The organism is Tenericutes bacterium MZ-XQ (genome assembly GCA_002838205.1).
Classification (GTDB): Bacteria; Bacillota_I; Bacilli_A; order Acholeplasmatales; family Acholeplasmataceae; genus Mariniplasma.
Map to the genome: position 1 here is coordinate 509,057 of CP017950.1, position 14,522 is coordinate 523,578.

Sequence of the window (14,522 nt, forward strand, 5' to 3'; positions counted from 1 at the left end):
CTTTGGCAATATATTTAGGTATTGATGGTGGCGGTACGAAAACGAAAGTAACTTTAATGAATGAAAAAGAGAAAGTCATTTATCAACATACAAGTGGACCATCATCGATTGATACCGTTGATCTTAAAACCACTAAACAAGCATTTTCTGATGCTTTAAAACCATATTTCGACGCACATCCACATGATAAGATAGATGCTGCTTTTATTGGGTTAGGTGGTATTGTTTTTGATGAAGATTGCAATAAAGTTGAGCGTATCGTAAAAGATCTTCCATATTTAACTGAACATGCGATTGTTCAAGCAAGAAACGATATGGAAAATGCATTATATTCAGGTGGATGCTTTGAAGAAGGTATTTCTTTGATTTGTGGAACAGGTATGGTCGCTTTTGGAAAAGATATACATAAATCACATAAATCAGCCGGATGGGGTTATAAAGAAGGCGAACTTGGTAGTGGTTTCCATTTAGGTCGAGAAGCTATCAGATATGTGATTAGAGCTTTTGATGGCAGATATGAAAAAGACGATTTTGCGGTAGATATTGCTGACTCAATTGGACTGACTAAAGCTACGGATATCATTCCAATTATGGAAAGCTATTATGGAAATAGAACAAAGACTGCAAGTCTTGCTCCAATTGTTACGATGTATGCAAACAAAAACAATCCTCATGCAAAAAGAATTGTTGATCTCGCAACAGATGAATGTGCACTTGCAGTTAGAGGAGTATATAACAATATCAACTTAAAAAACAAGACTTTAGTCGTTATCGGTTCATTGGGAAACGCTTCAGGATATTATAGAGATGAGTTGCATAGAAAAGTGAAACTTATCGATCCTCATATCAATATTATTAAGCCAATCATAGATCCAGCTGATGCTGCAGCTATGATGGCTAAAAAACTTTTGAAATAAAGATTTTAAACATCCATTCATATGTTAAATTTGAATGGAAAATACTTGTTTTAATGAAGGGTTATTAATAAATGTCAATATATTTTTAAATATATGTAACAAAGTTCATAAATCATAATTTTCTACTCGAAATTATACCTATCCTATGTTAAAATTGTTATGGAAGCACTTTCATAACTTTTTTATGCAAATTAGACGAGGAGTTTTATTCATGTCAGTAAAAATTGTTGAAACATCCATGCGTGATGGCCATCAATCCTTAATGGCCACACGAATGACAACCAAAGATATATTATCCATCATACCAGAGCTAGATCAAGCAGGATTTCATGCTTTAGAGGTTTGGGGAGGCGCAACCTTTGATGCGTGTTTACGCTTCTTAGATGAAGATCCATGGGAGCGTTTAAGAGAGATAAAGAAACTTGCACCTAATACAAAACTACAAATGCTATTTAGAGGACAAAACATCTTAGGTTATCGTCATTATCCAGATGATATCGTTGATAAATTTGTGCAAAAATCCATTGAAAACGGGATTGATATCATTAGAATCTTTGATGCTTTAAATGATGTAAGAAACTTAAAGTCAGCTGTAGATGCGACAAAAAAATATGGCGGTCATTGTCAAATCGCTCTATCTTATACGACTTCTCCTGTACACACCATTGATTATTATGTAAAATTAGCTCAAGAAGTTGAAGCGATGGGCGCTGACTCATTATGTATTAAAGATATGGCGGGTATACTTCTACCCACTGATGCGTATAACCTTATTAGAGCTTTAAAACAAAATACGAAACTACCAATCAATCTTCATGGTCACGCGACTGCAGGGATCATGGAAGCAACCTATATGAAAGCCATTGAAGCAGGTGTCGATATCATCGACACTGCACTATCACCTTTATCAGGTGGTACTTCTCAAGTGGCTACAGAATCTTTTTATCATATTTTAAAGGGTACACCTTATGACACTCATCTTGATATCAATCTATTAAAGAAAGCTTCTGAAAAACTCACAGTGATTAAAGATGCGTATTTAAGTAAAGGTATCTTAAATCCTAAAGCACTCACTTCTAATCCGAATATCTTAGAATACCAAGTGCCTGGGGGCATGTTATCAAACTTAATGAGTCAACTTAAAGAACAAAATCAAATGGACGATTATGAAAAAGTCTTAAAAGAAGTCCCTATTGTTAGAAAAGACTTAGGATATCCGCCACTTGTAACACCTATCTCTCAAATGGTAGGTACACAAGCAGTCATGAATGTTATGACTAGAGACCCTTATAAAATCGTTTCTAAGGAAGTTAGAGAATATCTTCATGGTTTATATGGGAAAGCTCCAGCAAAAGTCAATGCATTGGTTTTAGCTAAGATCATTGGTGATGATGAAATCATTACCCATAGACCAGCAGATAATCTAAAACCTGAATTTGAAGACTTAAAGAAAAAATATGAAGGGTTTGCTAAATCTGATGAAGATATTTTATCAATAGCTTTATTTGGTAAAGTTGCGATTTCATTTTTAGAAAAGAAATATCAAGAAAAACCGAAACCTAAACAAGAAATTTATGCCTTTAGCGTAACGGTAGGGGATGGTGATTGATATGATTTATAATACATTGTCAGATGGACTACTCATCTCACTATTTAGCATTATTACAGTCTTTTTAATCCTAGGGTTTGTTGCATTATCGATTAGTTTACTAAAATATATCGTTATTGAGAAAAAAGCTATAGAAGCTCCAGAAATCAAAACGATTAAAAAATCTATATCTTTATCCGATATTAAAGATGAAGATATGATGGTAGCGGCATTAATCGCATCCATCGATTATTACAACGAAATCAATAAAGATGTTCGAATCATCTCAATCAAAGAAATTAAAGGTTAATGAAAGGATCCATCATGAAACTCTATAAAATAAATGTCAATGGTAAATCTTACGAAGTTGAAGTTGAAAGTATTGAAGAAATAGAATCAAAACCTGTCTTAAAAAAACAAGAACCCAAAGAAGAATCTAAAACCAATGTCTTAGCCCCTATGCAAGGCAAGATTACTACACTTAATGTCAAAGTAGGCACGACTGTTAAAAAAGGTGATGTCTTAATGGTTTTAGAAGCGATGAAACTAGAAAATGATATCTTATGTCCAGTTGATGGATATGTCAGACAACTTTTAATCAAAGAAAACGATCAAGTTGAAATCAATCAACTGATGTTAGTTATCGGATAAATCATGTTTGATGCTATCATAGATTTTTTTAAGAGTACAGGACTCTACTTCTTTTTCCAACCCGATGGTTGGAAATACTTTGTGATGATTATCATTTCACTGACGTTATTATACTTAGCAATATTTAAAAAATTTGAACCTTATCTATTAATCCCTATTGGATTTGCGATGTTACTTGTAAACATCCCAAACACCCATATGTTTGTAGAAACGAAGACCATCGTCGATGGTATCGAAAAAACAACCTATGAGGGCTTATTAGGATTTTTATATTATGGTGTAAAACTTGGGATCTATCCACCTTTAATTTTCCTAGGCATAGGAGCAACCACTGATTTTGGACCTTTAATTGCAAATCCAAAATCGATGCTTTTAGGAGCTGCTGCACAAATCGGGATTTTTATCACATTTTTAGGTGCTATCCTATTAGGCTTTAGTGGTGCAGAATCGGCTTCTATCGGTATTATTGGTGGTGCAGATGGACCAACATCTATTCTACTATCCAGTGAGCTTGCACCCCATTTAATTGGTGCAATATCACTTGCTGCATATTCTTATATGGCACTAGTTCCAATGATTCAGCCACCAATTATAAGAATGTTAACAACTAAAAAAGAACGTGCCATTAAAATGGAGCAATTAAGAGAAGTTAAACAAATCGAAAAGATTTCTTTTTCTGTCATTGTAAGTGTGATCTGTATGACACTCATTCCTTCTTCTGCACCAATTATTGGTATGCTTATGTTAGGTAATTTAATTAAGGAATCTAAAGTTGTTCCTAATTTAACTAAAACAGCTGGAGAATCATTATTATATATCATTACGATACTACTAGGTTTATCGATTGGTGCAACTACGGCAGGTACAAGTTTTTTAAGACTTGAAACTTTAATGATTATCGGCCTTGGATTATTTGCATTTGCAATAGCAACTGCATCAGGTGTCTTAGGTGGTAAGGTGATGTGTAAACTTACTAAAGGTAAAGTTAATCCAATGATTGGTGCTGCTGGTGTTTCTGCAGTCCCTATGGCAGCAAGAGTTGTCCACAAGGAAGGACAGCTTGTTGATCAAAATAATTATCTCTTAATGCATGCGATGGGACCTAATGTTGCTGGTGTGATTGGATCTGCGATTGCTGCAGGATTATTCTTAATGTTCTTCTAATATGAAACATATACATTTTAAAGAAATAGATTCAACAAATAGTTATTTAAAAAAACATTACCAAGAACTTGATCATATGACTGTTGTCTCTGCTGATTATCAAACAAAAGGTAGAGGACAAGGGAATCATGTATGGTATGGAGATAAAGATTCACTTATGTTTTCCATATTACTCAAAGAAGGCATCAATGATATTGATATCAAAGAGATGCCTTTTTTAGCTGCTGGGTGGCTTAAAGATGCTTTATCTGAGTATTGTGAGGATATAACTATTAAAAATCCAAATGATCTCATGATCCACGGTAAAAAAGTTGCTGGGATATTAGCTGAATCTATTATTATGGGTAATGAAGTGTTAGCTGTTATTATAGGATTTGGGATTAATGTGAATCAAAAAAAATTCCCTCCTGAATTGGAAGGGAATGCCATTTCATTATTCTTAGCGTTAGGTAAATATGGAGAAAAAAATCATTTGATAAGTAAAATTGTTGATAAAATCATATTACAGTCTAAGGCTTTTAACTCTTGATTTAAAAAACGATTCTGGTTTTAAATCGATAATATAAAATAGCGATGTATTTAAAACTAGTACAGAATTATCCTCACTTTTAAATAAAGCATCTTGAATTTCAGCTATCTTTATGTCTTCTTTGTAACTCAGCATCCGAAATTGATCTATAGTCGACATTCTATTATCCCCATAAAGTATGTAGTTATACTTAATAAAATGATGTGCTATCATTTCCAATACTATATCGTATGTATAAGAATTTAGGTCAGTATAATCACTATTCAATGATACAAAATGTTTATATCTTCTTATTTGAGTTTCATTAACTTTCAGTTCTAAAAATGAATTATCAGGCATCATCCTTAAATGTCTATGTGACTCTACAGCAGGATAATTAATATATAACCTACCATTTTCCGAGGATTCATTGAAAAACTTAATCATATTTTTAATTTTTTCAAAATCATATCTGTGATATAAAGGTTCAAAATCAAAAATTAAATAAATTGCAGCGTATTTACGGCTTAAGATTCTTCTATCGTGATCAGAAGTCGTTTTTTCTTTAAGCAATTGAAGTATATCTAAGTACTCATCTCTATCTAGTTCTTCATACAACTCATATATACATGTTTTATAGGAATAAACTTCATATTCATCTACAAGCATGTATTTGTATATTTTTTTCAAAAGTTTGGGTTCTGTATCTTCACCTTCAACTATAAAAAGTATATTTTTATGTATCAATAAACTCACCATTTCTATACATTTTTTCAAGATTGTGACCTTCTCTAAGTTCTCTCTCAGTACAATCAGTTAGAGGTTTTAAACTATTATTGGATAATATAAAGTAGCAATCTGGTCTTAAGATAGAGTTCGTCATTAAAGCAGTATTATGTGTAGTAAAAACTGTTTGAAATCCTTTTCTATGGCTAATTAATTTTAAAATATATTCGGATAATTCTGTATGATAAAATGCATCAAACTCATCAATAAACAAAAATGAAACATCCATGAATTTTTGGCTCCAATAGAAAAAAAGTGTAAGAGCGTGTGTACCACTTGATGCAGTTTCCCAGAATGGCAATAATTTATTAGTGAATTTATTTGCGATTATTTCATTCCCTAAAGCATCTTTTACAACTTGTAAATCACTTTTTATACCAACTTCATTTAAAAACTTATTAAAAGAACTAACCATTCCGTTTTTAATTATGTTGGTCGTTATGGCTTCGCCACCTTTCAAATAACCAATATAGGAGTTGCTTTCAACTGATCTAAACCACAGCATATGACTGACAAAATCCATGAATTTTTTAATAATTGATGATCTAGATAAATTAGCATTATTTGCTATATATCTAACCATAGAAATATTTAACTTTTCATCTGTGAACTCAAAATTAAGCAATTGAGCATCAATTGCCTTCAAATTATGGAAATCACCTTTATGAGTTTCAAAATTATAACTAAATACTTTTTCATTATTCATATAGAACTCTTCGTATAATAGTTTATTTGCTTGTGCTTTCCTATACGAGTATTGGATTAGATTATTATCAATAGCTATCTTATAATTGAAGGTAGAATGAGATTCATCACTATCTGCATTTAAGTAATAAGATAATTGCAACGGTATTGTTTCTCTATCAATTAAATGAGTGGTTATATCAAATAAGGCTAATCCAAGATTGGTTTTGCCAGAAGAATTTTTACCATAAATAATTGCAGTATTAATTAAGTCATTTTGTATAACGTAACTATTATACTTGTAATCTTTGAACTTAGTAAAATCAATTAATATTTCATCCTTAAAACTCTTATAATTTTTCACCTTAAATTCTCGCAACATATTACCACCTCAAAATAATATTATCACGGGTGTAATTTTTTGTCAATAAACCCGTAATTTTTTTACACTATGTTAGATTGTGTGAATTAACTCTTTTTATATAGTGACTAAAATCGATTAGAAAGTTCACTTTTTACTTTTTGCTTTGTAAATATACGTACGAAATCACTAATAACAAAATTTTTTTCATAGTGCTTATATTTCAGTACTTTTAATCTCTTATGTTGGTTTTCGCTATTATATTTGCACTTAAAAACTGATTTTAGTTTTCGATTGCATTTGATTTGATCATTTTATCAACGAACACCGTGCAATTCTGTGAAATACATCAAAAATAGACATAACAACATCTTCATTATTGATGTGTTGTAATGTCTCCTTATGTTAGTGGTTGAGATTTTCTAGAATTTTCAACATCCAATAGTTTGATTCTATTTTTACCCATGTCTTGCGTTTTTTGATTCACCAAAGCTCATATGTGCACCAGAATAGAGATGATATTGATCTTTCTTTTCTTTTAAATAACTTTTAGGAAATGCATATAATCCATCAACATCACGATAACCATCAAATTCATTCAGTATATTTTGCATATACGTATGTGATTTCATGCAAGAAAATCTTGACAGCAAACTAGCAAATAAAACTTTCCTCTGTTTAATGTTCACTGCATGATACACACTACCTGCAGCAAACTTATAAGATCTCTTTGAACTTTTGATATAAGCTTTTTCTGGAATCAACTGAAACCTTTGATCAACGATATATAGCACAATCTCATTGATTCTGTGACTTAAATCTTGATCATTGATATCAACATATGCCCATGCATATAGGTCATAAATGGTAGGCAAAGCCTCTTCTTTTGGATTGATATTAAAGATCAAACTTTGATTTTCATCCTTGCGATCAATTGATTCAAAAAAATTATATCCTCTATACTTAATTGTATCTTCAATTTTTTTTAATCGCTTATAAAAATAATTATGCACTACTTTTTCGTTCATATAACCAGCTCTTATTAAGAATGGATATGCAACAACAGCCCTAATTTCTTGGTCAAAATCTTCATGATTGCACCAAATATCAAGATTTAGTACTTGTTTGGATAATTGATCGACTAATAAATGATTTTTATCGTATCCTAAATCTAATAGCCTCGACATAATATTTTCAAAATCTGTATCTTTTCTCCCATGAATCCCCGTCAAACGGTCTATGTTCATGATGTTTGATACATACGGATGTTGTTCTAATTTTTGTTTATCGTGTAATAAATCAAAAACAAGATGTTTGATTACCTCATCTGCGTGTATGTCTAGATAAGATTTTATGTTATGTATGGTTTTATGCATGAATAAGTCCTTTCTTCTTTATCTTTTATAAATATCAATAAAAACCTATTTTTTTTCTTTTACAATTGCTGAACTAATTGCTTTAGCAACACCTTCATGAAAAACATTAGGAACAATATAATCTTCGTTTAATTCTTCATCACTGATAAGTTTAGATAATGCATAACAAGCAGTCTTCATCATATCCATATCAATATTTTTAACCCTAGCTTCCAAAGCACCTTTAAAAATACCAGGAAAAACTAAAGCATTATTGATTTGATTCGGTGTATTAGAAATGCCTGCACCATAAACTCTAACTCCTCCAGCAAGTGCTTCTTCTCTATCAATTTCAGGCGTTGGATTTGCTAGTGCAAAGACTACACTATCTTTGCTCATCAAACTTATCCATTCCTTTTTTAAGACATTTCCAGCACTAACACCGATAAAGACATCAGAATACTTTAAAGCATCCTTTAAAACACCCTCAGTGTGTTTAGGATTAGTTATCTTTGCAATTTCAACTTGTACTGAATTAAGTTTATCATTTTCAGGATCTAAAATACCATCTTTATCACACATCACGATATCTTTAACGCCTAACTCAATTAAGAATCTAGAAATCGCAATACCAGCTGAACCAGAACCATTGATCACAACTCTGATGTGATCAATCTCTTTTTTTACGAGTCTAAGTGCATTTAATAGTGCTGCACCAACAACAATTGCTGTTCCATTTTGATCGTCGTGAAAAACTGGAATATCCAGCATCTCTTTTAATCTTTTTTCAATTTCAAAACATCTAGGTGCACTAATATCTTCTAAATTAATACCCCCAAAAGATGGTGCTAAAATTTTAATAGTTTGAATAATCTCCTCAGTATCTTTTGTATCCAATACAATCGGTACAGCATTAATCCCTGCAAATTGTTTAAAAAGTGCACATTTGCCTTCCATCACTGGCATGGCAGCTAAAGGACCAAGATCACCTAAACCTAAAACAGCAGTCCCATCAGAAATAACCGCAACCGTATTGCCTTTACCAGTAAGTTCATATGACATCTCTTGATTATCTTTAATCGCTACTGAGCTTGCTGCTACGCCTGGTGTATATATTAAAGATAAATCTTCTTTATTTTTTATTATCATTTTTGATTCGATTGAAAGTTTACCTCTAAGTTTTTTATGTAAACTTAACGATTTTTCTTTAATATCCATATAAACTCCTAAAAATTATTTTGATTGAATAACTTCTTCTTTTAGCCAAATCTCTTGATAATATAATTCTTTAAATCCTATCTTTTTATACGCTTCTTGATTAGAACCAACATATAGTTTATGCGCACCTTTTTTTAACAAGCGATTCATGCCCTCATAGATCAATGCTTTAGCAAGTCCAAGTTTTCGATGTTTTGGAACAGTGCCTAGTGGTTCAAGTATACCAATTTGATTTTGATCATCATACCAAAAACCAGCAAATGCAGCAATCTCACCATTTGGATCAAGTACTGCAAGATCCAGCGTCTCATCATAGTCAGGTGCATTTCTTAAAGATCTAAACGCAAGCATAGAATCATCATCATCCGGTGTATCTCCCTTATAATACCCAAAAGCCTTACCGTGAGCAAAACCTTTCATTCCATCTGTAAATATGGTCGAATCTACAATTTTATATACTTCAGGTAATTCAACTTCATGTCTATCGTCAATTTCAATCATTGAAAGAAACTCTTTATATCCAGTTTGTTTATATCCTAACTCAGTGATTAAGGCTTTAAATCTGAGTTGATCAGGACCTATATGCATATATAGTTTTGAAATCCCATCTTTTACAATTGGAAAATGCGTTTCAGCATGCTTGATCATGCTCAATAGATTTTCATCTGAAAAATCTATATTCTCAAATTGAAAAAATGCATGACCAGCATCTCGATTTACAACTTCACCTTCAGAATTAACAACTGCTAAAATACTGCCTTCAGCATTTTCAAAAATACCTACGGTTGCTGGCCAAACCTCAACAGTATTATGCATGACTTGTCCAACATATCTTGTAAAATTCCAGCGGTCTATTAACCAGTTATGATGTCTATCCTCTTCATGATAAGTCCTTTTTAAAAAATCTCTGATTCTTAAGAAATCATTTTCTTGATATGCTTTTTTTATAAGTTTCATATACTTTCCTCTTTGCTATTAAACGGCTTTATAAATCCATTATATCATAGTCTATGACACAAAAAATAATGAAAAAGAAAACTTTGTTCTCTACTTACAAGTTTCTTTTTCTTTATAAACAACTTCAAAATCTTCAAAAACTACTGGCATATCTTGATCAAATGAATATCCTGACTCTTTTCCATCGATTTCATAAAATCTTTGATGTTTTTCTTGCCAACTTTCTAAGGTTTCATCTTCACCTTCTCTTTTGACAACATCAAAGGTTAAATCTTTATAGGGTATAATTGAAATCTTTGTCGTCATGATGACTGCAAATGGTTCACCACGAAAATTAGTTACAACCGAATAATCACCAACTTTAGGCATCTTTTCATCTGTAGCTTCATAATGATATAAACTAGATGCGGTTGCTTTCTTGATCCCCTTGAGTACCAGATTACATAAATGATCAGCACTTTCTTTAGAAGTATCAAAATAAAAGCTTTCTAGATAAGTTGTATCTTTTGGTAGGTTTGTTTTAATTAAAAACCTATGCCAAAATGCCGCTATTAGATCTTGCATCTCCATCACCTCCTCATTTATGTTTCAGTTTATCTTTTATCATCTTGAGTACTTGATTTGGGTTTTCATACCAATGCATATGAAAAACTCTCAAGACATCCCATCCTCTAGCATTTAAGAATCTTTCTTGATGATATAAGGATTGTCTAGCATTGATATCATAGTGACTATCTAAACTGCATATAATGCCTAATAAGTATTGATGCGTTTTTTCATCATAAATCGCTAGATCCATTTTAAACTGACCAATCCCAATGTGTTGATCAACATGATAGCCTAGACGTTCAAGTCTTTGTTTAATTTCACTAGCTATACCAGATAAAATGATTGTTTGTGTCATCGATTCTTTTTGATAAAGACTCTTCAACACATCTTGGGCTAAGTCTCTTTTTTGATGTGATATGTAGTAACAATATCTCATGAAATCTTTTAATAGTTTTGGTCCCTTACCACTTAAATCATCGACTTTTAAATTTTCAGGGTATAAACTTGAGACAAAATATATTTTCTTTTTCGCTCGTGTGATTGCGACATTGAGTCTATTTTGACCGCCTTCATGGTTTAGCCAACCAAAACGACGCTTAACAACACCAGTTTCATCTTTTGCATATCCCATGGAAAATATGATGATGTCTCTTTCATCACCTTGAACATTTTCAATGTTTTTTACAAATAAACTTTTATCTTCTTGATCATTTGTTCTAAACAGTTCTTTTTCAAAACGCTTTTGATGTACACTCTTTTTAAAGAGTTCTTCATCAATTTTATTCATAATCAAATCTCTTTGATTGCTATTAAATGTGATAATCCCTATAGACTCATCATCAGTTTTATCTTTAAGTACTTTTTTGAGTAAAGTAATAACAGCATCTGCTTCTTTTTCATTGCTTCTCTTTATAAACATACCATCTTTAACATATATATAGGAGATTGGTGGTTCTTCTGGTTCATCAACATTGGGTGAAATCATCAAGTTCCCATCATAAAAAGCATGATTTGAAAACTCTATCAGTTCTTGATACTTACTTCGATAATGATAGTTTAGTAATGCTTCTTGATATTTATATCTGGCAAGGTCTAATAAACTTTTTGCATCATATGTTACATGTTTTAAAACTTCATCTTCTTCATATGGATCTTCTTCATCTATTCGTCCAAAGCCTAAGGATGAAGGTCTAAGCTGCTTTGGATCACCTGCAATCACAACTTTTTTTGCGCGATATATCGCAGGTATACCTTTTTCAACATACATTTGTGATGCTTCATCAAAGATGACTAAATCAAATAGATTGAGTTTTAAAGGAATGATGGTCGATAATGCTTCAGGTGTTAACAACCATACTTTCACATGGGATAATAGTTCTAGTTGATAAAGATCGAAAAAAGCTTTGACTGAAGGCTTTTGATCACTTTCTAAGATACGTTTAATATCCATAATCCGTTTTGTATTTGAAAAATCTAGCGCATGTGAAAATAAAGCCATCTCAAAGGAATCTTGAGTGATATGCTTCTTCTCATCAATAAGTGTTTTAAGTTCATCTATTTTCTTTTCATAAGCATCGATGATAAATAAATATTTTTGATGTTTAGCTTTAAAATCTTCTAAAAATCCTGTGAAATAAGCATCAAACATATACGATCTAAACAGTTCAGGTTGATCATGTTTACTTAATGTTTCATTAAAAGTCATCATATCTAAGAACTTGATCTCTTTTTCAGATAGTTTATCATAGTTGGTTTTGATCTTATTTAACTCTTTGATGTAGGATGTAAACTCAGATGAAAAAACCGGGTCTTTAACCATTGTTTTTAAGAATTGGTGATCAACAGATTTTTTTTGCGTTAAAAAACTTAAAGTCATCTGATGATCATTTAAAAACTTACTTAATCGTCTTCTTTTTTTAAAAAACCATGACTTTTGATAGATGACTTGCATATACTCTAACGCTTTAATAAACTTTTGATACTCTAGTATACTACTTCTTGAAACTTTGGTATCGAGTTTAGAGAAAAAGCGATACGTCTTTAAATATTTATGATAAAACATAAAGGCTTTTAGTTTTTTATCTTTATCAAATGTCTTTTCAATATCTTCAACAACATCAAAATCGATATCACCAAGATATTGATTAAATAGATGATAAACTTTTTTAGGGATGAGATCATCTTTGATTTCTCTATCTTTTAAATATCTCTCATAAAAATAAGCAAGTGGTTTATATTGAAACTGTTTATGATAAAGCAGTTTAATTGCTTCATTAAAATGATGGTCAAGATCTTTAATCTGCTCTTCAATTTGATATACATCATTGTTATGTCTTCTTTGTGGTACATGTTGTGCCATCAGGTTTTTTAACTGGTCATAAAACTTATGTTTATCTGATGCATCATCAATAAACATCGTATAAGTTGCTGCGCCACCTAAACGATGATAGATCACATCAAGTGCAACTTTCTTCTCACTGATCACGCATACATTTTGTCCTCTTAAGACTTGATTTGCAATGAGTGATGTAATTGTTTGACTTTTCCCTGTGCCTGGAGGGCCCCAAATCACCATCTTCTTGTGCTTGTCAATCATCTCTATAACTTTTTCTTGGGAGAAGTTTAAATCATTAATGTAAGTTAGCTTTGACTCATCGATTTTTTCTCTTGAAAGTGTTATCTTTAGAGGTTTTTCGTCTGCATATAAATCTTGTTCATCAATTAAACCTTCTAATAACTCATTGTAAGTCTCACTTTCTATGATATCAGCCATATCCTTTTGAAGCATAGATGAGTAGAGTTGATATCTACCAAATGTAATATATGGTTTAAGTTCAAATTTATATTGATGTGTTTTTAAAAAATCTTCTTTGAGCTCATTTTTAAATGGGATGAAAGCAAGTGTCTTTCCCTTTTTAAACTCTAAACCATGTTTTTCATAAAAAGGCAGGATCACGCGTTCAATGGTTTGATGCGATAAATCATTTAAATCTGGCATTTCCTGATCAATATTGGCTTTTTCAATCTTTGAAATCGCAAGCAATAAATCTCTATTGATCATAATATCTTTATGTGTATCAAAGCTTAGCGTATATGTTTTTTTATGTCTTTCTAGTTTTACAGGCATATATGCTAGCGGTGCTTTAATTGGAAAATGATCTTGTTTAAAAATGCCTTCTACATATGGATATGCAAGATATAAATGATAAGTCCCCAAATCTTTATAATCTTTGTTCATATGTCTATATAGCGTTGTTAAACGTTCAAAGACATCTACTTGATCTGTATTTAACTTATAGGTATCTTTTTTTCTTGATAAGAATTTTTCAATATCTTCTCTATACGTTTCATCATATAGATCAAAATTTCTAAGTTTAACAATACTTCCCATATATAAGTTTGGATTGGTTTTAGAAATATTAGATAGACGATCTTTATAACGATCTAAAACAAATGATGCTGACTTTGAAACCTTTACTTTTTTAACTTCTTTTTTTGTAAAGTTTAAAATCACATCTAAAAATAGATGTGCATACATCTCTAAAAAATCACGATCTAATCCTGGAATCGCAAGAAAGTCACTGAGTCTTTCTGGCTTCTTCTTTGCCATTTCATCGAGTGCTTGATCTGTGCATATATTTTTTATCATGCCTTCAGTCTTTAATTTTTCTTTGATATCGTCTCTTAAAGTCTCTAATGCTTCAAGCAACTGATTTTTTCTAACACCCAATCATAACACCCCAATCTAAACTCTATTATCTATAGTATATCAATTTGTATGTAG

At 31.5% G+C, this 14,522-nt stretch carries 13 protein-coding genes; 6 read left to right on the forward strand and 7 right to left on the reverse strand.

The window, feature by feature from the left end; genetic code table 11:
- Positions 1-2: 2 nt before the first annotated feature.
- The 6 genes from BK011_02585 to BK011_02610 all read left to right on the forward strand — a co-directional run bounded on the left by BK011_02585 (position 3) and on the right by BK011_02610 (position 4,849).
- The gene (locus BK011_02585; protein AUD64619.1) at positions 3-917 is read left to right on the forward strand and encodes a hypothetical protein; all 915 of its coding nucleotides are present in this window, start codon (positions 3-5) and stop codon (positions 915-917) included.
- Between the two features lie 211 nt (positions 918-1,128).
- Positions 1,129-2,526, forward strand: coding sequence for an oxaloacetate decarboxylase (locus tag BK011_02590; GenBank protein ID AUD64620.1), 1,398 nt, complete (start codon positions 1,129-1,131; stop codon positions 2,524-2,526).
- Between the two features lies 1 nt (position 2,527).
- Entirely contained in the window at positions 2,528-2,815 is a 288-nt protein-coding gene (locus BK011_02595) for a hypothetical protein (GenBank protein AUD64621.1), read from the forward strand.
- 14 nt (positions 2,816-2,829) lie between these two features.
- Entirely contained in the window at positions 2,830-3,156 is a 327-nt protein-coding gene (locus BK011_02600) for a hypothetical protein (protein AUD66124.1), read from the forward strand.
- Positions 3,157-3,159: 3 nt separating this feature from the next.
- Positions 3,160-4,320 carry a glutaconyl-CoA decarboxylase subunit beta gene (locus BK011_02605; protein AUD64622.1) on the forward strand — a complete coding sequence of 387 codons (1,161 nt, stop codon included), beginning with the start codon at positions 3,160-3,162 and terminating at the stop codon, positions 4,318-4,320.
- Position 4,321: 1 nt separating this feature from the next.
- The gene (locus BK011_02610; GenBank protein ID AUD64623.1) at positions 4,322-4,849 is read left to right on the forward strand and encodes a biotin--[acetyl-CoA-carboxylase] ligase; all 528 of its coding nucleotides are present in this window, start codon (positions 4,322-4,324) and stop codon (positions 4,847-4,849) included.
- Here the strand turns inward: BK011_02610 and BK011_02615 are convergent.
- The 7 genes from BK011_02615 to BK011_02645 all read right to left on the reverse strand — a co-directional run bounded on the left by BK011_02615 (position 4,823) and on the right by BK011_02645 (position 14,468).
- A complete protein-coding gene (locus BK011_02615) occupies positions 4,823-5,605 on the reverse strand; it encodes a hypothetical protein (GenBank protein AUD64624.1) in 783 nt (260 codons plus the stop codon). The two genes, BK011_02610 and BK011_02615, sit on opposite strands and share 27 nt — an antisense overlap.
- Entirely contained in the window at positions 5,565-6,680 is a 1,116-nt protein-coding gene (locus BK011_02620; protein AUD64625.1) for a hypothetical protein, read from the reverse strand. The genes BK011_02615 and BK011_02620 overlap by 41 nt, the downstream gene beginning before the upstream one ends.
- 437 nt (positions 6,681-7,117) lie before the next feature.
- Complete coding sequence (locus BK011_02625) at positions 7,118-8,035, reverse strand: hypothetical protein (GenBank protein ID AUD64626.1); 918 nt, start codon at positions 8,033-8,035, stop codon at positions 7,118-7,120.
- 45 nt (positions 8,036-8,080) lie between these two features.
- Positions 8,081-9,232: a hypothetical protein gene (locus BK011_02630; GenBank protein AUD64627.1), complete on the reverse strand. Its 1,152-nt coding sequence runs from the start codon at positions 9,230-9,232 to the stop codon at positions 8,081-8,083.
- Between the two features lie 15 nt (positions 9,233-9,247).
- Positions 9,248-10,189: a hypothetical protein gene (locus BK011_02635; protein AUD64628.1), complete on the reverse strand. Its 942-nt coding sequence runs from the start codon at positions 10,187-10,189 to the stop codon at positions 9,248-9,250.
- A gap of 90 nt (positions 10,190-10,279) precedes the next feature.
- A complete protein-coding gene (locus tag BK011_02640; GenBank protein ID AUD66125.1) occupies positions 10,280-10,714 on the reverse strand; it encodes a hypothetical protein in 435 nt (144 codons plus the stop codon).
- A 52-nt stretch (positions 10,715-10,766) separates the two neighbouring features.
- Positions 10,767-14,468, reverse strand: a complete 3,702-nt coding sequence (locus BK011_02645) for a hypothetical protein (GenBank protein AUD64629.1) — start codon at positions 14,466-14,468, stop codon at positions 10,767-10,769.
- Between the last annotated feature and the right edge of the window lie 54 nt (positions 14,469-14,522).